This is a genomic window from Xenorhabdus sp. XBWT (genome assembly GCF_059072735.1).
In genome coordinates this window covers 3,352,835-3,378,539 of record NZ_CM180990.1, presented here as the reverse complement: position 1 = coordinate 3,378,539, position 25,705 = coordinate 3,352,835, and the positions used below count along the sequence as shown (strand labels likewise).

Below are 25,705 nucleotides of genomic sequence, written 5' to 3'. Positions count from 1 at the left end.
AATGGTAATAAAAGACTTAGGCTATAGTTTTAGTACGTTAGAAATAATTCTTGATGATTGAATGCACTCATCTGAGTTTATGGGAAGATTAACAATAATATGCGTTCCTTGTTGAGTATCTAAGCTCCAATTTCCACCAAATACGCGAACTCGTTCTTCAATACCTTTCAAGCCAAACCCTGTATTTTTCTTATCATCTATGATACCAATTCCATTATCACTAATCTGGAGTTGAATTAAGTTTTCTTTTTGCCTTAATGTGATCGTAATGGCACTGGCATTGGCATGTTTGCTGATATTGTTCAGTAGTTCTTGAACAAGTCGATAAAGAGTTAAAGTGATGGTACTGTTTTTCGGCTCTTGTGAAAGTTGATAATCAAATTGGCAAATAATGTTTTGTTCCTCAAAAGCAAATTCGTTTACCAGATGGCGAATAGCTTGTTCAAATGACATTTCATCTAAAGCTGGTGGGCGTAGTTCACGTAGCAGTTGACGGGTGGCTTGATGAATTTGTTGAGATAGGTATTTGATTTGTTCCGCTGATTTTATTATCAGTGGTGAGGTGGCTGTACGTTTTACTAAAGTTGATTGAATCTGAATTGCAGTAATATTTTGCCCTATTTCATCATGTAATTCTCTGGCAATATTTTTACGGATATCTTCTTCAATATGTACTAAATTTTGCATTAAGGTATAGCGTGCTATTAATTCTTTTTCCAATCGTCCACGATAGTGATTCAGATTACTTGCCAGCTGTTGCTGACGACTGATAGCGATGCCAAGTCCGATTCCTAATAATGCTTGAGTAGTCAAAAATATTTCCAATTCTTGAAGTTCACTAAATGAGCCACTGGATTGACGAGCAAAGGTAACTATCAAACTGCCTAATAATGCAGAAAAGACACCTCCTTGCCAGCCATAGCGATAGGCCATGAAAACATTAGGAATAAAGACCAGAATTGATAAAAGTCCTTCAATTTTCGGTGACAAAAAAAAGTGTCCACTGATCCCTAGTAAGCTAAATAAAAAACACCACATAAAAAAAGAAGATTGCAGTTGTGGATAGAGTGAATTATCCGTGAATTGATTGTTTTCTAAACTTTGTTCATACAGGTAGATATAAATCAGATAAACAAATGGGGATAAGAGAACTCCTCCAGTGATTGAAGCGAGAAAAAAAAGATTTACTTTAGATGATAGTGAAAAACTCAGGAAGAAAGTTTGTAGCAAACTATTAATAATAACGCCAATTAGCAGGATAGAAAGTTGTTGCCAATAAAGAGAATAACGTTTCCATATTTGTTGAATCATAAAAACAGTGATTAAACTAATGATGGGTGAAAATAGTATAACTGAGTTTGTAATTAACTGTTCGTTATTTAACCATGACAATATACAGGTTTCACTGATAATAAGGAATGGTAAGTAACGCCGCCATAGCAGGATCATAAGCACCAGTCTCAATCCTTGTGGCAACAAAAGCACTGCTTGTTGTCCGTCCTCGTGCAAATAAAAACTAATGGCCCATAGAGAAATCCAAGCAAGTGAGTAAAAAATAAATAAAAATAGAGACTGCAAACCGAAACGTGTTTTCCAATTCATCTATTAACCTGTAATGATTTGATGTTGTAATGCATAATGGACAAGTTCAATAGTAGAATCACACCGTAGTTTGCCAAGAATATTAGCACGGTGAACATGCACTGTTTTGGGACTCAGTTCAAGTTGTTCGGCAATTTTTTTTACGCTAATACCATTGATCAATAGGTTAAAAATTTCCCGTTCCCGTGATGTTAGCGTTTGTAATACCCTCGTCTCTTGAGGTTTTTGGCGTAATGCTTTCATTGCATCGGCGCAGAGGTAAATTTCGCCTTTATGAACTGTTCGTACTGCTTCGATTAATTCTTCTGGTCCACAGCATTTTGTCAGATAACCACGAGCACCTGAATCTAACGCACTTTGTACAAGAGCGGCAGTGTCATAAATACTGAGCATAATTGTGCGAAACTCCGGATACTTTGGGCGCAGCCGGGCGAGGAGTTGTAAGCCACTTTCATCCGGCATAGAGATATCCATGATGACGATATCGATCCTCTTTTTTAACAAGTCGGGCCAAGCTTCACTGGTACTACTGTATTGACCGACGATTGAAATATCGTCTTCAAGTGTCAATAATTGTGCAAAGCCTGAACGAACCACAACATGATCATCAATGAGAGCAATTTTTATCTTCATTTTTATTATATATTGTAGAGTGATTATTATAAGTTAAGTTATATATCATAATGTTCACAAAATAAAATCTATTCAAATAAATCAATTAAATTTGTTGGTCAGATAACAAATTTAATTGTAAAGTGGCTAAATTATATTGATTTTAATTGTTTTTAGTTATCTGTATAGATGTGAGTGTGAATGAATTTATTTTGTTTAAATTTATCAATGTATTTTAATGATCTTGTTAAAATTATTTTAATTTTTTTAATTGAGTTTTTTGGTTTTAATAAGTTAAATTACATTTTATTTATAGGAGGGGGTTATTATAATTATCTTATTTATAAAGTTAGTGTTTTCAAAATGTTTTTTGGGAGAGGAAGTTATGTTAAAGAGAAATAATTCATTCAATAGCTACATGCCTTTTGTTTCGCACAAAAAATTATCTCGTCGGAGATCATTTAGTACCTTACCTCCAGAAGAGGTATTGAATACGAATGTAGCTTACCAGAATCCTAGATTGATTAATGGATATATTCCTGTTGTTAAAGAAGTTAGTAAACAACAAGCGTTACAATGTATTGATAATTTCATGTGTTCACTTCAGACTGAAGGGTGGTTTTGTAATACATCTAAATCTAAGGAAGTAATGTATGAGGAAGAAGATGTACTATATGAGAAAACAGAAGAAGAACAGAGAGAAAAAAATAAAACAGAAGAAATGGATAAACAAAAATTATGGGAAATACGATGCAATTTTACAAAGGAGGTTGCATCGGGTATGGCTGTGACATTAAAGAAATCGCCAATGATCATGAATCATCCTGATAGATATAATTATTTTGTATGCTATATAGGCAGTGTACCTATCGGTATGTTACTATTAACCCTCTTTTATTATGATAAAGATGATACTTTTCAAGAGAATGAGCCGCTATATCCTGAAATACATTTATTGGTTACTCATCCGGGGATCCAGAATTGTGCTTCTTTATTAGTAGAACAAGCAGTTAATAAATCTTATGAATTTGGATGTTCAGGAAACCTGAGAGTCCCAGTGAAAAATAATAGTAAAATACTTTCCGATAATGTTTATGCGAGGATGGGATTCACTAAATTTACTAATGATCAAGCTGTTGATATGAAATTGAAACCTAGCGAAAGTCACTTATGGCTATTTTCACCTAGCCATGGCGGTTATTTATATAAAGGATATTGCTGAATAACATTCAATAATGATTAGTAGTTATACCCGTTATCTTTCAAGTTGTGGATTTGTTGACTATGTTTACTCACCCTAGTCAACGTCTTTATAGGAATTATTGGAAATAAATTATTATATTTATAACTTATTTGACGAATTTAATGTTCGCTCTTTTTTTACTTGAATGAAAGTATAACAAATGTTTTTATATTTTAGTGATTTGTATTTAATCTAACATAGGTATTGTTCTTTTTTATTGTGTTTGTCAAAAAATCCTAATATAGAAATAAAGAAGGTTTTACAAATGAAAGGGCTTATCATAATTGACATGTTAAATGATTTTGTAACAGGAGTTATCGCCAATGAAGAGAAGGTCATGAAAATTATTCCTGTGATCCAGCGGACGCTCGAATATGTCAGAAATAGACCCGATTGGTTGATAGTCTACTCCAATGATGCACATCATGTGGGTGATCGGGAAATAGATATTTGGGGAAAACATGCCTTAGAGGGAACGTGGGGTGCTGAAGTTGTCGAAGCACTGGCACCCATTGGTTTAGAGCGTGAAATTATTTCTCCCAAGCGTTTTTATAGCGCTTTTGACGGAACTGATCTGGAAGAGATTTTTGATAAATATGGTGTTACAGAAGTTGTTCTGACGGGGCAACATACCCATTGCTGTGTCCGGCATACGGCCTATAGTGCATTTATTCGGGGTTATGACATCAAAATTTTGTCCGATGCTGTTTGTGCCTTCTCGGGAGTCGACGAAGAAGCCGCTCTTGATTATTTGAAAACTATTTATGATGCTGAAATCATCACGAGTACGGTATTGGGTGTCCCGTCAGAATAAAAAGTGCTGTACCTGATGGATGGCAAGATGTAGCACGAAGGTAAGGAAACGAATCCTCGGGAACATGTTTAAGTGTGTAGCAGGGGTGTCGATCAAAAACTACTCTTGAAAGATGAAGGAGATAGCCCTGTATTTGAAATTTATTGGGTATATCTTGGAAATACTGGCCGAAATTGGAATGCAATGTTTCATACCAAATTTCTTTCTGTGGCATGTTACGATTTTCCTCCATTATGACGTTCACCGGGATTGGGAATACATAATAGCCAGCTATATTAATTTAGTTGCATCGCAGAATTTATCTGAAATGCCCTTAAAAGGGAGCTATTTTACATAGGCGAGTAGACTGAGAGAGTGCCGTGCAAGCGAACGACATTTAACCTCATGGGGCAGGTTTATTCCCTTCAAATCGTTGTATCCTAATTGATTCAGTTTTTCCATTAACTGACCATCATAATTACTGAGATCCAGCTTTTTACGTTGGGCAAAATAGATAATTGTGCGTCTGATCTCACGATCTGGGATTTGGCTATAGCCACAGTCATATTTCAGGTACATATAGACCGCTGTCAGATCTGCTAGATCTTCAGCTTCATTTTCGGTCAGGGCGTGTGCGGGTTGCGCAAAACCAAACAAAACCAGAATGTATGTGAGTAAGGCAATTTTTTGCATAATTTCTATTATACTGATTTTCTACCGTTTTGCCTAAATTAACATATTAATATCTCAGTTAGCCAAACTTTATTTCCTTAAAGTTGGGAAAATTACCATTTTTTATATCATTAAAAAATTTAACGGTGCATTAATGAATGTGATTTGTTCTGATAGGATAGAGCGTTAAAAAGGATTCTCCGACTATGATTGCTGATGGTGAAATATTGAGCATTATTAATACTCTAAGGAATTATAATGGTTGATATTTCAACCATTTTCAATGTGAAGTATTTCACTTTTGAATACACCAAGCCTTATCATCCAATTTATAAATTTAATTAATTTATCATCTGTTATTTTATGCCATCCTGTCATCAAAACATGCAATTCACCAGCTGAATTTAGTCAAGCTGTATTTTCCGGTATTGATGAGCCTATTTTATTGATGTTCACAGTCGGAGAAGTATCCCATCGTCTTCATATTATTTAGCAATATTTATTGTTGATTAAATGAGGGAATAACTATGCAAGATAAAAAATCTGAACCAAAGGTATTAGACGATAACAGCCTTGTGCTCGTTACAACACCGGCATATACCAAAGAAGTAATAGAAGAGCACGCTCAGAGCCGAAACCATCCAGATGCAACACTACAAGATAAAGGATTTGTTATCCTGAGCAATGAGGTAGGTAGTGATAGTGAAACTATGGCGGCAACACCAAAAGCAGTGAAAGTGGCATATGATCTAGCTAATACTGCCAATCAAAATGCCCTCAATAATAATTCCAATCACTATTTGGAGAAAAAGCAGAATGGAGCAGACATCCCGAGCAAAGATGCTTTTGTAAACAATCTCGGATTACGAAATACAGTTAATCAGGCGGAAAATGCCTTGCAAAAATCAGCTATTGTTCAACAAGTAGGATCATCTAATGACGTTGTGATGAGCCAAAATGTGACAACTATGCTGATTAGTCAGCACATCAAAAAAGAAGATGCTGAGTTATTGGCAGTTCCCATCGGTGGCATTTTAATGTGGTGCAGTGACCTACCACATCCGAATAACTTCTTACCGATGGAAGGCGGACAAATTGACCCTGATAAATATCCTGAATTACTCAAACACTATCCTTCGGGCTGTCTGCCAGACTGGCGGGGTTATGTGCCTCGTGGCTGGGATAAAACCGGAGGAGTTGATTCGGAAGCGGGGAGGGCGTTGGGATCATTTCAGGCCGATGCTATCAGAGATATTACAGGAGTAATTAGAACAGGTGGTCGCAAAACAGATGAGGTTTCCGATAATACAACCGGAGTATTCTCCACCATTGAGGAAGGTCGGGGAAGCCACGTTTACTCTGATGCATTTGGGGATAACGGCTACATTTATGAGGATCGGGAATTTCGTGCATCTTATGTTGTTCCGACATCGGCTGAAAATAGGATGAAAAACGTTGCGGTACTATTTTTAGTAAGGGGAAGGTAATGGTTCATCTTACAGAACCACCGATACAATTTGATAAAAATGGATTTGCTTTGTTCTACGGCTGGATACAGGTTTATTGCTCGAGTATGGTAAACTGGGAATATATTGGAACAAAACTGGAACGAACCTTTGTTGGTGTTACTTTATCTGCAGGATCGTATCTGGATGAACCCAAACTGCTCAAAATTCCGAATAAGGTGATTTGTCGAACAATTGCCCACAAATCATGGGAGTATGTGCCAGATTACCGGGGTAAAACAGCATACTATACTCAGACGCGTAAGCACATTGTGATAACAGAAATTGGGGATATTCCCACAGAACTAACGCTACTGGAGCCGAAAACTCCTTTTGATAAATGGAATGGAACACAATGGGTGACGGATGTTGAAGCACAAAATCAGCACGAAATACAACAGACAGAATCTCAGAAACGGCAATTGCTAATTGAGGTGTTCCATCGAATTGCTCCACTACAGGATGCCGTTTATTTAGGTATTGCCACTAATGCCGAAAAATCTGCACTCATTGCATGGCGTAAATACCGAGTGTTGCTCAACCGGGTCGACTGTTCCACTGCTCCTGATGTCATCTGGCCGGAGCCACCTGATGACAGAATATTTAACCTCAGACATCATTACTGATGAACTCATGCCAATCTGGACATGGATGTCTAACCGATACCTTTCGGAAATATCAAAAATTCCTGATGCGTTTTGGCACATAGCAGATTGAGAATGAAGAGTTTGCATTTATTTTAAGTGCACAATAGCAGCAGCACCTTAACACATTTAACGGAAGATAACGAAAAAGTTAAGCTGTTTTACTGGTTCACTTATTGAATTTGATAAACCAATTCATTAAAGTAGCCCCGCCATTGGCAAAATCCGATGGTAAGGTTTCGCAGCCTTGTATATAGCTACCCACTGGTAGGATTTTTCTACCTATTGCTGCATTACGTAAACGTGATACAACCTTAGCGGCAGTATCCCGTGAAATAGGACTGAGTTCTTCCACATTAGCCAGCACGTTGTTACGTCCTTGGCCTAAAGGCGAATGGATTATCGCTAATTATCTCAACATTCATCCATCTGAAATCTGTCCTGGCCGTTATTTTGATATGGACGGTAATCTTATTGAGCGTAAAGTTCGCGATAAATCATCAAAATAATTATTCTAATACCGGAAAACATCAGGGAAATAGTCATCTCATCTAATTACCTACTGTGTTATTTGTTTGATGAGGTGGCACAATTGGCTATCTGTAACCGCAATCTTTAATACCTTCCGACGAAATTCATCGCAACTTCCTATCACAAGGCCAGAACGTTTAGTGTTCTGATCTACTCATTGGCAACAATATTTGTAGGTCGTCATAGATTCAACCCCTCTTTTACTGTAGGTGGTAAATTCTGATATGCTTTGCAAATATTTTGTTCTCATGTTTTTGTGTATGTGCGTCTTTGTGTGATGAAAGGTATATCAATCGGTGTATCACTTTTCGTAAAAAGACACATGATTTTATTTTAATTTTTGTTTAAAAATAAATAGTTATGAGTGAACTAAAACATATTGTAGAAGTTATGATCTCCGAACAGGAGATTAAGCAGCGTATTGCTGAGCTGGGACAACAAATTACAGAACACTATCGCAATAGCGATCGTGAACTCGTGCTGGTTGGTCTGTTGAGAGGATCGTTTATCTTTATGGCAGATTTATGCCGTGAAATACAGGTTCCTCATGAAGTGGATTTTATGACTGCATCCAGCTATGGCAATGAGATGAGTTCTACCCGCGATGTGAAAATCCTCAAAGATTTGGATGAAGATATTCGTGGTAAAGATGTGTTGATTGTTGAAGACATTATCGATTCAGGCAATACACTGAAAAAAATCCGTGAGATTTTGGAACTGCGTGGGCCAAACTCACTGGCAATTTGTACTTTGCTGAATAAACCATCTCGTCGTGAAGTCGATGTTCCAGTTGAGTGGGTTGGTTATTCGATTGAAGATAAGTTTGTAATCGGTTACGGTATTGATTATGCACAGCATTACCGTCATCTGCCTTATATTGGGCACGTTACTCTGCTGGAAGATTGATTTTGTAGTAAGCAGAAATCATTTTTAAAGTGGTGAGCAAATGGCAGCGGAGAGCTGCCATTTGTTTTTTTAAACTAACCTACTATTCCATAACCAAGGGATTTTGAATTACAACCTGAAAGATGAAGGGTATATACCTTACATCTTTCAAGTTGCAGCTTTGTTGGCTGCGCTCACTCACCCCGGTCACATAGTTATCTATGCTCCAGGGGATTCGTTCCTTGCCGTCGCGCTGCATCTTGAAATCCAATGGGTATAGGTTGTCATTTGATTTGAGAAAGTTTGGAAATAGCCTGACGATAATTGAGTTCCAGTTTTTCACGGCTGTCAGCTGTAATATCCAGATCATGCAGCTCGCCATCTTTTAAACCATATACCCACCCGTGAATCATTACTTTCTGCCCACGTTTCCACGCAGATTGCATAATGGTTGAGTGACCGAGGTTATAAACTTGTTCAATCACATTTAATTCGCACAAGCGATTCAATCGTTCGTTGGGTGGTAGTTCACCAAGCATAGAGCTATGCTTGTACCATAAATCGCGAATGTGGAGCAGCCAGTTATTGATTAAACCTAATTCAGTGCCATTCACAGCAGCTTCAATCCCACCGCAGCCGTAGTGGCCACAAATGATGATGTGTTCAACCTGCAAAGCATCAACAGCATATTGTACAACTGATAAACAGTTTAAATCGGTATGGATAACCAGATTAGCGACATTTCGGTGAACAAAAAGATCACCAGGTGCGGCATCTATCAATTTTTCAGCAGGAACTCGGCTATCAGAACAGCCTATCCATAGAAAATGAGGTTTTTGTGCTTTTGATAATTCCTTGAAAAAATGAGGGTTTTCTTCATTTACGGATTGTGACCACTGTTTGTTCCTGGCAAAAAGCTCTTCAATTTTTCTCATCATAATTAATAGCCTGGCAACGGTTTTGAGATAGAATCATATACAACATTAATTGAGAATTTAATATTTAATTGAAGAATGTTTTTTATTTGATCCCTGTCATTGCAAAGAAATACAGGAAAAATAATGGCATAATTTCCATCTTACACTCAAAAATAGTAAAGAATAAAGGTGTCTTTTACTTATGGTTTATGCACTGGAATTAACGCAGCTCACGAAGACCTATGAAGGGGGGGTGAAAGCACTGCGGGGAATTGATTTGCATGTCGAAGCGGGAGATTTCTACGCGCTCTTGGGGCCAAATGGCGCTGGGAAATCCACCACAATTGGTATTATCAGTTCATTGGTTAATAAGAGCAGCGGTCAGGCCAAAGTATTTGGCTACGATATTGATGCAAATCTCGTTAATGCCAAACGGCAACTTGGTCTTGTTCCACAAGAATTTAATTTCAATCCATTCGAGACAGTGATTCAAATTGTACTGAATCAGGCGGGATATTATGGTGTTCCGCGTCATGTGGCACAGGATCGGGCTAAAACTTACCTTACTCAACTGGATTTATGGGAGAAGCGTAACGTACGGGCCATCCGTTTGTCTGGCGGCATGAAACGGCGCCTGATGATTGCCCGTGCTCTTATGCACCAACCGAAGTTGCTGATCCTTGATGAACCTACGGCGGGGGTCGATATCGAACTGCGCAGATCTATGTGGGAGTATTTGAAAGATCTGAATGCGCAGGGAACCACTATCATTCTGACGACTCATTATCTGGAAGAAGCCGAAATGCTGTGCCGAAATATCGGCATTATTCAGCATGGTGAATTGGTCGAGAATACCAGCATGAAAGATCTGCTCAGCCAACTCGAAGTGGAGACGTTCTTGTTTGATTTAGCAGAGAAAGGAACAATGCCTGTCATTGAAGGTTACGATTATCGTTTGGTCGATACCGAAACACTGGAAGTGGATGTAAAATGTGGGCAGGGATTGAATGATATTTTCTCCCAACTGAATACGCAGGGTATTCAAATCAGCAGTATGCGTAATAAGGCGAATCGCCTTGAAGAACTGTTTGTTGGTTTGACCAATAATAATCAAGGAGAGAGAGCATGATCCAACTGTATTGGGTGGCTCTGAAAACCATCTGGATTAAAGAAATTACTCGCTTTGGGCGTATCTGGGTACAGACATTACTGCCGCCTGTGATCACCATGTCCCTTTATTTTGTCATCTTCGGTAATTTGGTTGGTTCCCGTATTGGTGAAATGGGTGGAGTTGATTATATGCAGTTTATTGTGCCGGGGTTGATTATGATGTCAGTGATCACCAACTCCTACTCAAATGTCTCTTCTTCGTTCTTTGGTGCTAAGTTCCAGCGCAGTATTGAAGAACTGCTGGTTGCGCCGGTTCCAACCCATATTATTATTGCTGGGTTTGTTGGCGGCGGAGTAGCGCGTGGTATTTGTGTTGGAATACTGGTGACACTGGTTTCCTTATTGTTTATACCGCTACAGATGCATTCATGGGGAATGATTGTCATTACCTTGTTGGCAACATCCATTCTATTTTCGTTGGCTGGGTTGTTAAATGCTATTTTTGCGAAGACTTTCGATGATATCAGCATTATCCCTACCTTTGTTCTGACCCCTCTGACTTACTTGGGTGGTGTATTTTATTCGCTTACCCTGTTGCCTGCCTTTTGGCAGGTTGTATCGAAGCTGAACCCGATAGTCTATATGGTCAGTGGCTTTCGTTATGGTTTTCTCGGTATTGCTGATGTTTCACTGGGGATGACGTTAGGAATGTTGGGCGCATTTATTATCGGATTCTATGGGTTGGCTTGGTATTTAATTGAATCAGGCCGGGGTTTGAGAACTTAACAATAAAAATGTAATATTCCGATCCACCCCAGTCACATAGTTAGCTATTTGACTGGGGATTAATGAGAGGCTCCTGCCTCTTACCAGAGACCAGCCTTTGGCTGGGCAAATTCGTTCCCGACGAATTTGTCGCTCTCTTACCGTTGCGTTGTATCTCGAAACACATTGGGTATACACATATTCCACAATGAAAAATCAGATAGCCAAATCAACTTGCTGATTATCAATCAATCGTGTTTGCCCTAACCATGCGGCCATCAGGATCACGGCTTTTTTGCTTTGTGTTGTCAGTGGAGCCAGATTTTCTGCATCGCGGATAAACAACTCATCCGGCATAAAACCTGCTTCCCGCAGGTGTGCAGATGCCAATTCAATTAATTGTTCTGTATTTTGTTCACCATGCTGCAATTTTTCTGCGATAGACTGCATAATTTTATTCAGCAAAGGTGCAATTTTTTTCTCCTCATCAGACAGGAGATTATTACGTGAACTCAATGCCAATCCGTTTTTATCACGGACAATAGGCACGGGAACCAGCGTAATGTCGTAAGCCATATCTGCAATCATTTGGCGGATAATTTTTAATTGCTGAAAGTCTTTTTCACCGAAATAAACGAGATCAGGTTGGATCAGATTAAACAATTTACTGACAACCGTGGTGACACCGCGGAAATGACCCGGGCGGTTGGTGCCTTCGAGCATATAAGAAAGCTCCGGCACTTCGACAAAAGTCTGGTTGTCATTTAAGTCATTGGGATACATTTCACTGGCACCGGGAGCGAAAACAAGTTCAACCTTGCGAAGGTTCAATTTTTCGCAATCTTCCTGTAAAGTTCGTGGGTAATTGACCAGATCGTCTTTTCGCTCAAATTGCATCGGATTGACGAAGATACTGACAATAACGACATCGGCTTGTGCTTTGGCGGTATCAACCAGTGCCATGTGGCCATCATGCAGATTACCCATAGTAGGAACAAAGGCTATGCGTTTGCCTGCCTGATGCCAACGGCGGATTTCACGACGCAAAAGAGGGATGGTTTCTATAATCAGCATTGCTGTACTCCTTTAATTAGCAGTCATGCTGGGAATAATTACTTGAATGAGTGTTCTTCGCTGGGATAGATACCGCTTTCTACCTGTTCGATATACAGACGGATGGCATCCCGTATATTACCTGTTTCTTTGAGGAAATCTTTGGCAAATTTAGGTGCTCTTGCAGTGATACCCAGAGCATCGTGCATAACTAAAATTTGTCCGTCAGTCAGGTTACCGGCTCCAATGCCAATGACCGGAATTTCCAGCGCTTCGGTAACACGTCTTGCCAATTCGATTGGAACGCATTCCAGTACGAGTAACTGCATACCCGCTTTTTCCAATGCAATGGCATCATTAAGTAATTTCTGGGCAGAATCTTCACTACGTCCCTGAACTTTATAACCACCAAGTACATTGACCGATTGTGGTGTCAGCCCCAAGTGTCCACAGACTGGAACGGCACGCTCGGTCAGCATCTTAACGGTATCACACAGCCAGTCTCCACCCTCAATTTTGACCATATTGGCTCCTGCCCGCATTAATACTGCTGCATTGTCAAAACTTTGTTCTGGGGTGGCATAACTCATGAAGGGCATATCTGCGATAAGAAAAGCGTGAGAGACACCAGTGCGAACGCTTCGGGTGTGGTAAGAGATATCTTCAACGGTGACAGGCAAGGTAGAGTCAAATCCTTGTACAGTCATACCGAGTGAATCACCAATGAGCATGACATTAATGCCCTGTTCGGCGAAAAGCTGGGCGAAACTGGCATCGTAAGCGGTGATAGTCGCAAACTTGTGTTTTTCTTTTTTTAGCTGGCGCAGGTCAGCCAGAGTTGTTGGTTTCATTATATTCTCCTGAGTTGTTATCCCCTGAATAGTTATCCCCATTATTTTTCAAGTTGTTGCTTTGTTGTTGGTTGTGCTGCTATTCGAAATTTATTGGGTATCCAACCAAAAAGTCAGGTCATTTTCTGGAACTTGCTTTAATCGTTCTGCCAATATTTCTCCATCGGGGAATACAAGGTCTGGAGCAATTTCTGCGAGTGGATAAAGCATAAATTCGCGCTGTTTTAAACCATAATGGGGAATAATCAGGCGTTCAGTGTTGATTATATGGTCACCAAACAACATGATATCCAGATCGAGAGTTCTTGGTCCCCAACGCTCATCTTTGCGAACCCGGCCCTGTGCCAGTTCGATTGCCTGCATGTGATCAAGCAATGTTTCTGCTGGCAATTGAGTATCCAGTGCGACGGCAAGGTTGAGGAAATCTGGTTGATCCTGTGGTCCCATTGGTTTGGTTCGATAATAAGATGATCGGGCAACAAAAGTAGTGTCAGGGATCATTGCCAGAGCAGCAAGAGCGTTATCGACTTGCTGCAAAGGAGAGGACAGATTGCTGCCAATAGCGATATAAACACGCGTCATATTAGCTATTGTTCCTATTCTGGCGAATGCGTCCAACACGGCGGGGACGTGTTTTGCGGCGAATGAGTTCACTGCCCAGCGCTGAGATCATTGAGCGTTGTTGGGGAGGCGTTGACTGTTGAAATTCTGCCCACCAATGTACCAGTTCTTTCAGTTCATAGCGCGGCTCAATGCTGGCACGCAATTCCAGTAAATCATATGCAGCACGGAATTTTGGATGTTCCATTAGTTTATTTGCCCGCTTTCCTTGACGACGCGGCAGGCGAAGCTGGAGTAACCAAATATCGCGCATGGTTGTGGTATAGCGTTTTGGAATAGCAATCGAGCGACACTGTTCATCAAGTATGTCATTCATTGCTAGCGCAAAAGCATCATAATACTGTAAGCCGCCTTCCTGTGACAGTTTCTCTGCATGCTCAATCAACGGATACCACAGCATGGCTGCGAATAAGAAAGCGGGATTAACTCGTTGATCGTTCTGGATGCGGTGGTCAGTATTTTTCAGCACCTGCACCAGCAATTTTTCCATTGGTGAATGACCACCGTGGCTGAAACCACGTTGAATCAAAGGAAACAATGGTTGGAACAAATGATATTCACAAAGCAGTTTATAGGTGCTGTAGCCTTGCCCTGACTGTAATAACTTAAGAGACTCTTCGAACAGGCGCGCTGATGGAATATCGCTCAACAGGAACGCAAGGCGAGAGATCGGTTCAGCAGTCGCCGGCTCGATAGTCATGTTCAGCTTGCTGGCGAAACGGACGGCACGCAGCATACGGACAGGATCTTCCCGATACCGTGTTTCAGGATCACCAATAAGGCGAATGATGCCTGCTTCCATATCTGCTATCCCGCCGACATAATCCCGCAGGGCGAAATCTTCAATGCCATAGTAGAGACTATTGATCGTAAAATCGCGACGAACGGCATCCTCTTCGACTGAACCGAAGATATTATCGCGTAGTAACATGCCGCTCTGTGCTTTATGTGATTGATTCCGGTCGTTGCTTTCAACTTGATCGTGAGGCCCGCGGAAGGTGGCTACTTCAATCACATCAGGCCCAAACATGATATGGGCAAGTCGAAAGCGCCGTCCGACAAGGCGGCAGTTACGGAATAGCTTACGAACTTGCTCTGGCGTAGCATTGGTCGCTATATCGAAATCTTTGGGCTTTTTATGCAGCAGTAAGTCACGAACCCCGCCACCGACCAGATAAGCTTGAAAACCTGATTTATTCAGGCGATACAGAACCTTCAGTGCATTATCACTGATATCCTTGCGTGAGATTGGATGCTGCTCCCGCGGGATCACAGTGATCGGGGAGTCCGAAGGCTTTGCCTTTACGGATTTTTTCTTCATTTTGTCTTTATAGGCATGTGATGAAGATGAATTATTTTCTCTGCGGCGTTTGCGCGGAGAACTGCTCTCTGTTTGAGCAGAACGGTCAGATACGGTGACTGGCCTTTCACTGACTACCTGTGTGTTGCTTTTTACCCCGTTATCACGGATCAACAGATTACGGCAGAAAGTTGCTACTCGGTTAAAAATGGTACACCTCGATAGTGACTAATCAATTAAAACAAAAAACAGCCGCCAATCATAACTTACTGGACATTTTTTGAGAATGCTTACAATGCCAATAGAAACACTTTATTTAAATTAGCGATTGGTTATGTTTTTAGGCGGAACCACATTTATATTCCAACCAACGATAGCCTGCTGTAGCAATTGATATGTGGTGAGGTCTTGCCAGCCCGCGATAATGGGTTGATTTAAAAATGATAGCGCATCAATAAGCAATGGCCTTGGATCACCCAAAGGAATCGGTTGGGCATGATTTTGCTTAGAGAGTTTAATTCCCTCTTTATTAAGTACGAGAGGCAAATGTACATAATCTGGCGTTTTAAAATTCAAATGCTGATACAGAGAAAGCTGGCGGACTGTTGGTTCAATTAAATCGGCTCCCCTGACAATTTCAGTGATGCCCTGATAGTTATCATCAATAACAACGACAAGATTATAGGCGAATAAACTATCTTTGCGATGAATGATGAAATCTTCTTTCGCCATCGCTGCGGGAACGGTGATGTAACCCTGTAATTTATCGCGAAAACCATATACCGGATGGTGCTGCTTCAGGCGGATTGCGGCATGGTGCTCGGATAGATGCAAATGTTGGCAGTGACCATCATAAAAACCGCCCAATTGCTGAATGCGCTGGCGGCTACAAGCACAGCAATAGCTCTTTTGCTGCTGTTTTAATTGATTAAGGATGGCACGGTAGGCTTCATGGCGTTGGGATTGATAAAGAACATCCCCATCCCAGCAGAACCCATAATGTTCAAGGGATTTCAATATCCGACAGGCTGCTCCGGAAATTTCTCTGGGAGGATCGATATCATCAATACGCATCAGCCATTTTCCGTGACAGGCACGGGCTTGCAGATAACTGCCCAAAGCTGTGACGAGGGAACCGAAATGAAGATCACCTGAAGGAGATGGGGCGAATCGCCCAACATATAACGAAGAATGTTCAGATTGAGTCATATCAGGATCATTATAGGGAGCATACGGCGCCATTGGGCGCCGTATTTAGCCCTATTGGTTAGCCAGCCATTTGCTTTTCGCGAATTTCGGCTAACGTTTTACAGTCAATACATAAATCGGCTGTTGGGCGAGCTTCTAAACGGCGGATGCCGATTTCAACCCCACAGGATTCACAATAGCCGAAGTCGTCTTCTTCAACTTTTTTCAGCGTTTTCTCGATCTTTTTGATCAATTTACGCTCACGATCCCGATTACGTAATTCAAGACTGAACTCTTCTTCTTGCGCTGCACGGTCAACTGGATCAGGGAAGTTCGCTGCCTCATCTTGCATATGAGATACAGTACGGTCTACTTCATCCCTGAGTTGATTGCGCCATGCTTCCAGAATCAGCTTGAAATGCTCTAACTGGGCATCGTTCATGTATTCTTCGCCTGGCTTTTCCTGGTAAGGTTCTACCCCAGCGATGGCGAGAATGCTCAAGGACGAGGTTTTGCGTTTTTGCCCTTCTTGCATAATGCTTCTCCTTACACACGCACTATCAAACGGCCCCCCCAACAGCAGGGGGGAAAAAAATAGGCCGCTATAAATAACAGATGACTGCGAGGTTGGCAATTGTTCCTGCCATTAGTTTTGCAATGGTGTGAAGACAGACATGTTTACTGCTTAAATATATTGCAAAACCACTCTCGCCAGTATGATCTGTTTACAAATTATCCTATTGATAAAAAAGGTAATTTGTCACTTATAACCATCCTGTTTTCTGTCATATTGGCCTTATAACAAATTATTTCGACTCCAGAATTACACGCTTGTTCCAAAAGAAAAGCATAATCATGGTCAATATGTTTTGCTACCGTAACCTGACTGACTCCAGAGTGTAAAACGACAAATAACAGGACAGCACGCTGACCTTGTTGTGCTATCAATGATAGCTCACGTAAATGTTTTTGCCCTCGAATTGTTACGGTATCGGGGAAAAAACCATAATTCCCCTCTAATAATGTCACTGACTTTACTTCAATATAACAATTAACTCTTTGTTTTGACTGTAACAATAAATCTATGCGGCTTTTCTCTTTTCCATAGCCCACTTCACGATTGATGTGCTCATAACCGGATAATTCCGAAATTACATTATTTTCAATGGCCTGATAGGCCAACTCATTGGCTCTGAGCGTATTGACACAGATCCAGTGTCCAGTTTGAGTCTGAGTCAGCTCCCAGCTATTCGGATATTTGCGTTTGGGATTGTCCGATGTGGAATACCACACGGTATCTCCCGGTGTAGCACAGCCTGTCATTGCGCCAGTATTGGCACAATGTATAGTGAGCGTTTCTCCTTCTGGCGTAAGGACATCCGCAAGAAAGCGTTTATAACGGCGAATTAAAATAGCGGACTTTAGAGCGGGTGAAAATTCCATAAACCTTCCTTCATAACCAGTGGCCGACATTATAAAGAGTCGATAACTTCAATGAGCTGAAATTCAATGAAATGAAATCAAATGTGCCAATGCTACAATGGCACTTATTGAAAGTTAATCCATTATGGTGATTCTTTGTTATTACCAACTTATAACTCATTACCCGTTTATGATGTAGTGGAATCAGTTATTGATGAATTGCAAACGTCGAAACAGGTGCTGTTACATGCGCCAACAGGAGCCGGAAAATCGACAGGATTGCCACTGGCGATTTTAAATCAGGCACAATTGCCCGGTCGTATTATTATGTTGGAACCACGGCGCATTGCCGCACGCAGTGTCGCTGAACGCCTTGCTGAACAACTGAATGAACCTGTTGGGATGACTGTGGGTTATCGGATGCGTTCAGACACTAAAGTCAGTGCTTCTACACGGCTTGAAGTTGTGACGGAGGGGATTTTAACGCGAATGCTTCAGCAAGATCCCGAATTGAGTGATGTCTCTCTCGTGATCCTTGATGAATTTCATGAACGCAGTTTACAGGCCGATCTGGCACTGGCGTTGTTGCTGGATGTGCAGGAAGGATTGCGCGACGATCTGCGTATCTTAGTGATGTCAGCGACATTGGATAATCAGCGTCTTTCTTCTTTATTGCCGGACGCACCAGTGATTGTGTCAGAAGGACGCAGTTACCCGGTCGAGAGATCATATCATCCGATTTCTGCCCATCAGTCTTTTGAGCAATCTGTTGCGTCGGTGGTATTACGTTTATTGCAGCAAGAGGCGGGTTCATTGTTGCTGTTTTTGCCTGGTGTTGGGGAGATTCAGCGTGTTTTTTCACACTTGGAAGGTAAGATCAATGACGATACGTTATTGTGTCCGCTATACGGCGCGCTATCGTTATCAGACCAACACAAGGCAATAGCTCCGGCTCCAGCGGGAATGCGTAAAGTTGTGCTGGCAACCAACATTGCTGAAACCAGTTTAACGATTGAAGGCATTCGTCTGGTGGTCGATAGCGGTCTTGAGCGTACCAGCCGATTTGAACCAAAACATGGCCTGACTCGTTTGATTACCCAGAGAATCAGCCAGGCATCAATGGTTCAGCGGGCAGGGCGGGCCGGCCGATTAGAGTCTGGTATCTGCTGGCATTTATTTAGTCAGGAGCAGGCGGAAAGAGCTACAGAATACAGCGAGCCGGAGATCCTGCATTCAGATCTGAGCAGTCTGTTGCTTTCTTTATTGCAATGGGGATGCCGTGACAGTTCTCAGCTTCATTGGCTGGATAATCCGCCGCAACCGGCTTTGGCCGTTGCGCAATCCTTGCTGCTAAAATTGGGGGCATTGGATGAGAAACAACAATTGACTGCCCGTGGTCGGCAAATGGCGGAATCCGGCAGTGAGCCGCGTTTGGCGGCTATTCTGTCTGCTGGTAAAGAGTATGCGGATAAAGAACAGAACAGCGCAGTGCTGGCAACCGCAGCAAAATTGGTTGCTATTTTGGAAGAACCGCCGCGTCACGGGCAACCTGATCTTATTTATTGGATGACATCAAACCAGCGTCACTGGCGGCAACGGGCTAACCAACTGATCAGAAATGTTGCGGACAAAGATGAAAAGCCGCGCTTTGATGGTTGTGATGAAAATATTAACCTCAGGCTGGTACCTGAATTATTGGTGCAGGGATTTCCAGATCGGATAGCCAAAAACCGTGATAATCTTGGGCGTTTTCAGTTAGCCAATGGATTGGGGATCGCACTGGAACGTGAAGAACTCCTTTCGGGAGAGGCTTGGTTGATTGCTCCTTTATTACAGCAGGGCAGTAAAAGCCCCGATGCCCGAGTTTTACTTGCCTGTTCATTAAATATCGAACAGATTGTACGGCAATCGCCGTCTCTGTTTACTGAACATACAGCCGTCGAGTGGGATGATAGTAAAGGTTCGCTGCGTGCATGGCGGCGTTTGCAGTGCGGACGTTTAATCGTCAGAGCACAGCCTTTGGCAAAACCGTCGGAAGCAGAATTACATGATGCTTTGCTGAATTGGATTCGGCAGGAAGGTGTGTCGGCATTGAATTGGTCATCAGAAGCATTACAGTTGCGCACACGCTTACAAAGGGCAACAGAATGGCTGCCAGAAGTAGAATGGCCTGCGGTTGATGACACCGCTTTGCTGAATTCCCTCGAACAGTGGCTGCTTCCTGCTCTGGGAGGCGTTATTGACTTGAAAGGATTACGTCAGATTGAATTATCAACTTGTCTGATGGGGTTACTTGACTGGCAGCAACGGCAAATGCTGGATAATGAATTGCCTACTAATTACACTGTGCCAACTGGAAGCAGGATCACTATCCAGTATTTTAGTGATAAGCCGCCTGTTTTGTCCGTCAGGATGCAGGAAATGTATGGGGAGCAGCAAAATCCAGTATTGGCGAAAGGACGAATTCTGGTTGTCATTGAGTTGTTGTCCCCTGCCCATCGGCCATTGCAGATAACACAAGATCTTGCTGCATTTTGGCGGGGAGCCTACCGTGAAGTGCAAAAAGAGATGAAAGGGCGCTATCCTAAACACTTATGGCCAGATGATCCTGCCAATACTGCGCCAACAAGGCGCGTGAAAAAATATATGTAATCGAATTTTTATTCATACAACTGCCTTAAATAAATATGTGGAGAATTCGGTATGTCTGATGATGATCGTCAGCCAATCGGACGCAAGGGTAAAAAATCAGGACTTCGTCGTGGGCGAACATCAAAAAAGCGCAATCGGCGGGATAACTATGATGATTATGAAAATGATGATTTTGACGACGATGAGGATGAAGTCATGACGAAAAAAGGGAGGAATACCCGCCCACCGAAGAGCCGGCCTTCCAAGAATCGGGGAAACTGGATTTTGTGGTTTCTGCTAAAAGTTTTTATTGTGCTGGCGGTAATTATTGTTATTTATGGCTTCTATCTGGATAACAAAATTCGCCAGCGCATTGATGGTAAAGTCTGGGATTTACCCGCAGCAGTATATGGTCGGATGGTCAATCTTGAACCGGGTATGAATTACAGCAGGGACGAAATGATTCATTTGCTGGAAGGTATGCAGTACCGGAAAGTAACAAAAGCGACCCGTGCCGGTGAGTTTGTTGTCACGGGAAACAGCATTGAAATGTTGCGTCGGCCATTTGATTTCCCTGATGGTAAAGAGGGACAGATTCAGGCTCGGTTATCCTTTGATAATAACCATCTTACCAGTATTGAAAATATGGAAAACCAGCGTCAGTTTGGTTTTTTCCGCCTTGATCCAAAATTAATTACAATGATGCAATCGCCGAACGGTGAACAACGTCTGTTTGTCCCGCGTTCAGGCTTTCCCGATTTACTGGTTCAGACTTTATTGGAAACAGAAGATCGTTATTTTTATGAACACGATGGAGTCAGACCACTTTCCATCGCTCGCGCTATATTGGCTAACCTGACAGCGGGACGTGCGGTACAGGGGGGGAGTACTCTGACGCAGCAATTGGTAAAAAACCTGTTCCTTTCCAATGAGCGAACTCTGACTCGAAAAGCGAATGAAGCGCTTATGGCTTTACTGATGGATGCACGTTATAACAAGGATCGCATTCTTGAATTGTACTTGAACGAAATCTATTTGGGGCAAAGCGGTGATGAACAGATCCGTGGTTTCCCTTTAGCGAGTCAGTACTATTTCGGGCGCCCGATTGATGAACTAGGTTTGGATCAGCTGGCATTGCTGGTGGGTATGGTGAAAGGAGCATCGGTATATAATCCGTGGCGCAATCCGAAAAGAGCACTGGAACGCCGCAATATTGTTCTGAAAATACTCCAGAATCGAAATATTATCGATCAGGAATTGTATGATCTTTTGAGTGCCCGCCCACTCGGGGTAAAACCGAAAAATGAGGGGCTTACACCACAACCTGCTTTTATGCAGTTAGTTCGTCAGGAATTGCAGGAAAAGTTAGGTGATAAAATTAATGATTTATCAGGTGTAAAAATTTTTACTACCTTAGACCCTGTTTCACAGGATGCGGCAGAAAAATCGGTGGAAGAAGGTGTCGCCGCTCTGCGAAAAACGCGAAAGATCAAAGACCTTGAAGGTGCGATGGTTGTTGTGGATCGCTTCAGCGGCGAAGTTCGCGCGATGGTTGGTGGTTCCCAACCCCAATATGCAGGATTTAACCGGGCGTTGGATGCCCGCCGCTTGATTGGTTCTTTAGCTAAGCCTGCGACTTATCTGGCAGCATTGAGCCAGCCAGATAAATATCGCCTGAATACCTGGCTGGCGGATGAACCCATTTCTGTCCCTCTGACGGGGGGGAAATCCTGGGAACCAAGGAACTTTAGCCGTACCTTCAGCGGACGGGTGATGTTGGTTGATGCGTTGGCACGTTCGATAAATATCTCAACAGTGAATCTGGGGCTGGATGTTGGATTGGATCGCATTACCAGCACCTTAATTTCACTGGGTATTCCGGCGAAAGAGATCCAGCAGGTTCCTGCCATGTTGCTGGGCGCGATTAACCTGACGCCAATGGAAATGGCGCAAGAGTTCCAGACCATTGGCAGTGGCGGTAATCGGGCTAAACTCTCTGCACTGCGTTCTATCATTACTGAAGACGGTACCGTGGTTTACCAGAGCTATCCACAGGCTGAGCGAGCTGTGCCGCCACAGGCTGCTTATCTGACACTATATGGTATGCAGCAAGTCGTGGCTCGGGGTACAGGCCGTTCACTGACCGGAAAATACGGCAAATATAATTTGGCGGGGAAAACCGGTACTACCAATGATCTTCGTGACAGTTGGTTTACGGGAATTGATGGCAAAGAAGTCACAATTGTCTGGACAGGGCGCGATAACAATGGCCCAACCAATTTGACGGGCGCGACGGGGGCGATGACGATTTACCGCCGTTACTTGGAAAATGAAACGCCACTGATGCTGAACAACCGTCCACCGGAAGGTATTGTGGATATGTCGGTCAATGAAGATGGAAGTTTCAACTGCGCTGGTAATGGCATCAGGATATTGCCGGTTTGGACAGACAATCCAGAGGGCTTATGCCAGCAGTCGGTGCAACAGCCGATAGAGGAGAATGGAGAAGAAGCTCCGGGTTGGTTGCGGGAAATGTTTAGTCAGTAATCATTGAATCCGTAAGAAAATAAGTTCCCCTCCTAATTTTTGGTGGGGAACTTATACCTTCGGTCATGCAGTAGACAATTTCGAAAGTAGTCAGCAAGGACATTAATCGTCTGCCAGATAAAATGCTTTGCTTTTCTGGTCATAGAAATAACATTTCAGTCTTCCATGCCATTTAAATTTTGCCATAGTTCTGGGGCAAGCTGTCTGACGTGTGGCATAGACAACATGGTCATATGGTTACCGGATGCCAGCATTGTATCTAACTGAGAGGCATAATTTTCCCACTGGCTCACACTGTCTTGAATTTCATCTATGTTTTTCTCTTTTGCGTTGATGAAATGAACACAGCCATCATATTGGGCACGAGGTGTATAACATGTATTCAGATTGGCTTGCATAACCTGAACAACCCCCTCTAGCAATGAAACGGGAGAGTTGGTCGTGAATAACCGAGCATGTACCAGAGCTTGGTGCAGACAGAGAATCTGTTCATTATGAGTTAACCCTTCTAAATCCTGCTTCGTAAGCGGCAGTGGTTGGCTTATCATCATGTTGTAGAGTTTAATTAACTTTATCAATGTTTCAATACGATTGTATGACCTGAAATGGCAGTTTTGTGGAGCAGGTGCATTGGTATCGAGAAGAATCAAATTAGCGACCTGTTCCCCTTGAGCCTGTAGTTGTAACGCGATTTCAAAGGCAATCCAGCCCCCAAAAGAGTGGCCTAATAGGTGATAAGGGCCTGTTGGCTGTGTTTGTCGGATCTTCTTAATGTAATCATTGGCAGCCCCTTCAATGCTGGTATAAGGCGGCAGTTCGGGAGTAGTCAGTCCGCGCGCCTGTAAGGCATAGACGGGCAGGGATGACGGGAATGATAGCGCTAGCTCAAGGAAGCAGGAAGCGCTGGCGCCGGCACCAGGAAGACAGAACAGCGGTGAATATATTTGAGTATCATTTTTATCACCTTGGATGATCACGAGGGGATCGTAAGTGAGAGCCGGCAACAGAATTCCGGTGATCGAATCAGCTATTTGATTGCGCAAAGGAAATTGCATGATCGTGTAATGTGTACCCCCGATAGGATGAATGACCGATGTATTACTCACAATACCCTTCCAACCTCGCCATTTATCTCCATTAACCGTGCTGTCAGTTGTATAGAGATGAATGGGCAACGGTGATGCTGATGGAACATAAGCTGTTTTAAGCTGCATTAGCAGCTCGGTTGTGTATACACGTAGGAAGAAATCTTCTCGTGTAATACCAGCAGGTAGCCATTTTCGTTCAACGCACAGTTCAAAAAATTGTTCGATATCCTCGAGATGGCGAAGTTCCTCTGATTCTAATGCATCGGTCGGTGCCATAAGTTTGTGCAGGAACTCTGCCATTATATGAATGCGTTTTTGGGTTTTATCCATTGTGTCATCAAGGGCTGTTTTTTGCTGGGCGGGATTGACTGCATCGATTATGCCGATAAATGCCACGTCTTCCTTGCTGTTGATTAACTGTTGAGCGATTTCATAGGCGATGACGCCTCCCATTGACCATCCTGCGAGGTGATAAGGGCCATGGGGCTGAACACGGCGAATAGCTTGAATATGGCAGCTAGCCAGCGCTTCAATAGATGTTGGCGGATTGGAAAGTGTGTGGAGACCAAGCGCCTGCAAGGCGTAAACAGGAAGTTCAGGAGGAAGCAAAGTTGCCAAAGGTGAATAGACCAGCGGATCACCGGATGACTCGTGTACGAAAAATAGTGGCAGTAAATTCCCTTTAGGGCTTAATGGCACAGGATTAGCATCAAAAATGTCGCTTGGCGAGGATGTCCGCTCACCCACGGCTAAGGCTGGTTCAATCAGTGTTGAATAAGTTAACAATGTTGCCAATGGAGTTTCCATATTTTGCTCCTGCATACGAGTCAGTAGTTGATAGGCGATGAGACATTTTTGATCCTCTTCGTCTGTACGAATCAGCACCATAGCTTCACGCATATCGGGGCAGAGGGTGAGGCAAGACTCAATCTCCCCCAATGCATTCAAAGGAAAAGAGTTATCGTTATCAATCGTTGGGGAAATTTTCAGAGGATGGTTATTGTTGTTATTGGGTAACATACTCATTTCTCCTGTGTAATAGTTTAAACCCAGTCCGATATTCGGTTTGGAAAGACGAGAATTATTAACTTTGATTAACTTTAACTTGTGTGATGCGTAAAAAATGAACTTTCAATGAATTGCAAAAGTAATAAACGCCAATAAAATAGTGTGCAAAATAGACAACGCTAAATTAATTTAATTATTTTTACATGTCGAATAAGTATTAAGTGTTAAATAGTCTTAGTGAACGTGGATTTTATAATAAATAAAATATATTCATATGATTGTTAACAATTTTTTTATGGGTAGATTTCTTTTATTCTTTTTGGTTATAATGAGTTTGTTGATGATTGGTTGTAATTAATTTTCTATTTACATTTTCAATTTTGGACTATAGATATTTTGTAAGGTGTTTTTCTTTGAAGTAATTGTTATTGTCTTTCTAAAAGTCTATTTAAATAGACTTTTAGAAAGACAATAATGTTTCATACCAGATGCAACATTTCTTCATGGTTTTCAACTTTTTTCTCCCAACGAATCTGTACAAGTAGTTGGAATCGGTACATCCCGCTATACATCTTTTTCACAACCGAGCGATAAACTTTGAATTGTATATTCATCTATTATCTCTTCTTTTTTGCACGACTGAATGTTCGGTTCACAGCGATGACTGAACACAAAGAAAATGGAACCATTTATTGCTTGCTATATGCCTGTCTTTTC

The 25,705-nt window shown here is 42.1% G+C and carries 24 protein-coding genes; 10 read left to right on the top strand and 14 right to left on the bottom strand.

Going from position 1 to position 25,705, the window contains the following annotated elements; all coding sequences use genetic code 11:
• Nucleotides 1-21: 21 nt before the first annotated feature.
• The gene (locus AC5JQI_RS14725) at nt 22-1,602 is read right to left on the bottom strand and encodes an MASE1 domain-containing sensor histidine kinase (protein WP_493912711.1); all 1,581 of its coding nucleotides are present in this window, start codon (nt 1,600-1,602) and stop codon (nt 22-24) included.
• Nucleotides 1,603-1,605: 3 nt separating this feature from the next.
• Nucleotides 1,606-2,235: a response regulator gene (locus AC5JQI_RS14720; RefSeq protein WP_493912710.1), complete on the bottom strand. Its 630-nt coding sequence runs from the start codon at nt 2,233-2,235 to the stop codon at nt 1,606-1,608.
• 364 nt (nt 2,236-2,599) lie between these two features.
• Here AC5JQI_RS14720 and AC5JQI_RS14715 point away from each other — a divergent pair, with 364 nt between their 5' ends.
• Nucleotides 2,600-3,436, top strand: coding sequence for a GNAT family protein (locus AC5JQI_RS14715; protein ID WP_493912709.1), 837 nt, complete (start codon nt 2,600-2,602; stop codon nt 3,434-3,436).
• Between the two features lie 286 nt (nt 3,437-3,722).
• A complete protein-coding gene (locus AC5JQI_RS14710) occupies nt 3,723-4,271 on the top strand; it encodes a cysteine hydrolase family protein (RefSeq protein WP_275384573.1) in 549 nt (182 codons plus the stop codon).
• Nucleotides 4,272-4,595: 324 nt separating this feature from the next.
• On the opposite strand, the gene AC5JQI_RS14705 is transcribed toward AC5JQI_RS14710, so the two are convergent.
• Entirely contained in the window at nt 4,596-4,943 is a 348-nt protein-coding gene (locus AC5JQI_RS14705; RefSeq protein ID WP_237385723.1) for a YacC family pilotin-like protein, read from the bottom strand.
• A gap of 506 nt (nt 4,944-5,449) precedes the next feature.
• Between AC5JQI_RS14705 and AC5JQI_RS14700 the strand changes: the two genes are divergently transcribed.
• Together AC5JQI_RS14700 and AC5JQI_RS14695 are read left to right on the top strand one after the other, a co-directional pair.
• Nucleotides 5,450-6,409 (top strand): tail fiber protein, encoded by a 960-nt coding sequence (locus tag AC5JQI_RS14700; RefSeq protein WP_493912708.1) that lies wholly within the window; start codon nt 5,450-5,452, stop codon nt 6,407-6,409.
• Nucleotides 6,409-7,053, top strand: coding sequence for a tail fiber assembly protein (locus tag AC5JQI_RS14695; protein WP_493912707.1), 645 nt, complete (start codon nt 6,409-6,411; stop codon nt 7,051-7,053). Before AC5JQI_RS14700 ends, AC5JQI_RS14695 begins: the two co-directional genes overlap by 1 nt.
• A gap of 187 nt (nt 7,054-7,240) precedes the next feature.
• Here AC5JQI_RS14695 and AC5JQI_RS14690 read toward each other — a convergent pair whose 3' ends face one another.
• Complete coding sequence (locus tag AC5JQI_RS14690; RefSeq protein ID WP_493912706.1) at nt 7,241-7,438, bottom strand: hypothetical protein; 198 nt, start codon at nt 7,436-7,438, stop codon at nt 7,241-7,243.
• Between AC5JQI_RS14690 and AC5JQI_RS14685 the strand changes: the two genes are divergently transcribed.
• Nucleotides 7,344-7,580: a helix-turn-helix domain-containing protein gene (locus tag AC5JQI_RS14685; protein WP_493914696.1), complete on the top strand. Its 237-nt coding sequence runs from the start codon at nt 7,344-7,346 to the stop codon at nt 7,578-7,580. The two genes, AC5JQI_RS14690 and AC5JQI_RS14685, sit on opposite strands and share 95 nt — an antisense overlap.
• 382 nt (nt 7,581-7,962) lie before the next feature.
• Nucleotides 7,963-8,508, top strand: a complete 546-nt coding sequence (gene hpt, locus AC5JQI_RS14680; protein WP_237385720.1) for a hypoxanthine phosphoribosyltransferase — start codon at nt 7,963-7,965, stop codon at nt 8,506-8,508.
• A gap of 263 nt (nt 8,509-8,771) precedes the next feature.
• On the opposite strand, the gene can is transcribed toward hpt, so the two are convergent.
• The gene (gene can / locus AC5JQI_RS14675; RefSeq protein ID WP_323856249.1) at nt 8,772-9,425 is read right to left on the bottom strand and encodes a carbonate dehydratase; all 654 of its coding nucleotides are present in this window, start codon (nt 9,423-9,425) and stop codon (nt 8,772-8,774) included.
• A 181-nt stretch (nt 9,426-9,606) separates the two neighbouring features.
• On the opposite strand from can, the gene AC5JQI_RS14670 reads away from it, so the two are divergent.
• Together AC5JQI_RS14670 and AC5JQI_RS14665 are read left to right on the top strand one after the other, a co-directional pair.
• Nucleotides 9,607-10,533, top strand: a complete 927-nt coding sequence (locus AC5JQI_RS14670; protein WP_493912705.1) for an ABC transporter ATP-binding protein — start codon at nt 9,607-9,609, stop codon at nt 10,531-10,533.
• Nucleotides 10,530-11,300 (top strand): ABC transporter permease, encoded by a 771-nt coding sequence (locus tag AC5JQI_RS14665; RefSeq protein WP_237385717.1) that lies wholly within the window; start codon nt 10,530-10,532, stop codon nt 11,298-11,300. The genes AC5JQI_RS14670 and AC5JQI_RS14665 overlap by 4 nt, the downstream gene beginning before the upstream one ends.
• A 195-nt stretch (nt 11,301-11,495) precedes the next feature.
• Here the strand turns inward: AC5JQI_RS14665 and panC are convergent, their stop codons facing one another.
• From panC to sfsA, 7 genes are all read right to left on the bottom strand, one after another.
• Entirely contained in the window at nt 11,496-12,353 is an 858-nt protein-coding gene (gene panC / locus AC5JQI_RS14660) for a pantoate--beta-alanine ligase (protein WP_493912704.1), read from the bottom strand.
• A gap of 38 nt (nt 12,354-12,391) precedes the next feature.
• Complete coding sequence (gene panB, locus AC5JQI_RS14655) at nt 12,392-13,183, bottom strand: 3-methyl-2-oxobutanoate hydroxymethyltransferase (protein ID WP_493912703.1); 792 nt, start codon at nt 13,181-13,183, stop codon at nt 12,392-12,394.
• 90 nt (nt 13,184-13,273) lie between these two features.
• A complete protein-coding gene (gene folK / locus AC5JQI_RS14650) occupies nt 13,274-13,765 on the bottom strand; it encodes a 2-amino-4-hydroxy-6-hydroxymethyldihydropteridine diphosphokinase (protein ID WP_493912702.1) in 492 nt (163 codons plus the stop codon).
• Nucleotide 13,766: 1 nt separating this feature from the next.
• Nucleotides 13,767-15,125, bottom strand: a complete 1,359-nt coding sequence (pcnB, locus tag AC5JQI_RS14645; RefSeq protein WP_237385729.1) for a polynucleotide adenylyltransferase PcnB — start codon at nt 15,123-15,125, stop codon at nt 13,767-13,769.
• Between the two features lie 300 nt (nt 15,126-15,425).
• A complete protein-coding gene (gluQRS, locus tag AC5JQI_RS14640) occupies nt 15,426-16,346 on the bottom strand; it encodes a tRNA glutamyl-Q(34) synthetase GluQRS (protein WP_493912701.1) in 921 nt (306 codons plus the stop codon).
• Nucleotides 16,347-16,371: 25 nt separating this feature from the next.
• Nucleotides 16,372-16,827 (bottom strand): RNA polymerase-binding protein DksA, encoded by a 456-nt coding sequence (dksA, locus tag AC5JQI_RS14635; protein WP_047963537.1) that lies wholly within the window; start codon nt 16,825-16,827, stop codon nt 16,372-16,374.
• 197 nt (nt 16,828-17,024) lie between these two features.
• A complete protein-coding gene (gene sfsA, locus AC5JQI_RS14630) occupies nt 17,025-17,735 on the bottom strand; it encodes a DNA/RNA nuclease SfsA (RefSeq protein ID WP_493912700.1) in 711 nt (236 codons plus the stop codon).
• A gap of 135 nt (nt 17,736-17,870) precedes the next feature.
• Here sfsA and hrpB point away from each other — a divergent pair, with 135 nt between their 5' ends.
• Nucleotides 17,871-20,366 (top strand): ATP-dependent helicase HrpB, encoded by a 2,496-nt coding sequence (hrpB, locus tag AC5JQI_RS14625; RefSeq protein WP_493912699.1) that lies wholly within the window; start codon nt 17,871-17,873, stop codon nt 20,364-20,366.
• A 51-nt stretch (nt 20,367-20,417) separates the two neighbouring features.
• On the top strand, nt 20,418-22,892 hold the full coding sequence (gene mrcB, locus AC5JQI_RS14620) for a bifunctional glycosyl transferase/transpeptidase (RefSeq protein WP_493912698.1): 2,475 nt from the start codon (nt 20,418-20,420) through the stop codon (nt 22,890-22,892).
• Between the two features lie 155 nt (nt 22,893-23,047).
• On the opposite strand, the gene AC5JQI_RS14615 is transcribed toward mrcB, so the two are convergent.
• Both AC5JQI_RS14615 and AC5JQI_RS14610 read right to left on the bottom strand, forming a co-directional pair.
• A complete protein-coding gene (locus AC5JQI_RS14615; RefSeq protein ID WP_493912697.1) occupies nt 23,048-25,000 on the bottom strand; it encodes a thioesterase domain-containing protein in 1,953 nt (650 codons plus the stop codon).
• Between the two features lie 467 nt (nt 25,001-25,467).
• Nucleotides 25,468-25,602: a hypothetical protein gene (locus tag AC5JQI_RS14610; RefSeq protein ID WP_493912696.1), complete on the bottom strand. Its 135-nt coding sequence runs from the start codon at nt 25,600-25,602 to the stop codon at nt 25,468-25,470.
• Nucleotides 25,603-25,705: the final 103 nt, after the last annotated feature.

Coding starts and splice junctions, on each gene's coding strand:
- gluQRS (WP_493912701.1), bottom strand. CDS start 16,346: ATGGCGCCGTATGCTCCCTATAATGATCCTGATATGACTCAATCTGAA.
- AC5JQI_RS14665 (WP_237385717.1), top strand. CDS start 10,530: ATGATCCAACTGTATTGGGTGGCTCTGAAAACCATCTGGATTAAAGAA.
- panC (WP_493912704.1), bottom strand. CDS start 12,353: ATGCTGATTATAGAAACCATCCCTCTTTTGCGTCGTGAAATCCGCCGT.
- AC5JQI_RS14705 (WP_237385723.1), bottom strand. CDS start 4,943: ATGCAAAAAATTGCCTTACTCACATACATTCTGGTTTTGTTTGGTTTT.
- dksA (WP_047963537.1), bottom strand. CDS start 16,827: ATGCAAGAAGGGCAAAAACGCAAAACCTCGTCCTTGAGCATTCTCGCC.
- AC5JQI_RS14725 (WP_493912711.1), bottom strand. CDS start 1,602: ATGAATTGGAAAACACGTTTCGGTTTGCAGTCTCTATTTTTATTTATT.
- can (WP_323856249.1), bottom strand. CDS start 9,425: ATGATGAGAAAAATTGAAGAGCTTTTTGCCAGGAACAAACAGTGGTCA.
- sfsA (WP_493912700.1), bottom strand. CDS start 17,735: ATGGAATTTTCACCCGCTCTAAAGTCCGCTATTTTAATTCGCCGTTAT.
- AC5JQI_RS14700 (WP_493912708.1), top strand. CDS start 5,450: ATGCAAGATAAAAAATCTGAACCAAAGGTATTAGACGATAACAGCCTT.
- AC5JQI_RS14720 (WP_493912710.1), bottom strand. CDS start 2,235: ATGAAGATAAAAATTGCTCTCATTGATGATCATGTTGTGGTTCGTTCA.
- AC5JQI_RS14710 (WP_275384573.1), top strand. CDS start 3,723: ATGAAAGGGCTTATCATAATTGACATGTTAAATGATTTTGTAACAGGA.
- pcnB (WP_237385729.1), bottom strand. CDS start 15,125: ATGAAGAAAAAATCCGTAAAGGCAAAGCCTTCGGACTCCCCGATCACT.
- panB (WP_493912703.1), bottom strand. CDS start 13,183: ATGAAACCAACAACTCTGGCTGACCTGCGCCAGCTAAAAAAAGAAAAA.
- AC5JQI_RS14610 (WP_493912696.1), bottom strand. CDS start 25,602: ATGAATATACAATTCAAAGTTTATCGCTCGGTTGTGAAAAAGATGTAT.
- AC5JQI_RS14670 (WP_493912705.1), top strand. CDS start 9,607: ATGGTTTATGCACTGGAATTAACGCAGCTCACGAAGACCTATGAAGGG.
- hpt (WP_237385720.1), top strand. CDS start 7,963: ATGAGTGAACTAAAACATATTGTAGAAGTTATGATCTCCGAACAGGAG.
- AC5JQI_RS14615 (WP_493912697.1), bottom strand. CDS start 25,000: ATGTTACCCAATAACAACAATAACCATCCTCTGAAAATTTCCCCAACG.
- folK (WP_493912702.1), bottom strand. CDS start 13,765: ATGACGCGTGTTTATATCGCTATTGGCAGCAATCTGTCCTCTCCTTTG.
- AC5JQI_RS14695 (WP_493912707.1), top strand. CDS start 6,409: ATGGTTCATCTTACAGAACCACCGATACAATTTGATAAAAATGGATTT.
- AC5JQI_RS14715 (WP_493912709.1), top strand. CDS start 2,600: ATGTTAAAGAGAAATAATTCATTCAATAGCTACATGCCTTTTGTTTCG.
- mrcB (WP_493912698.1), top strand. CDS start 20,418: ATGTCTGATGATGATCGTCAGCCAATCGGACGCAAGGGTAAAAAATCA.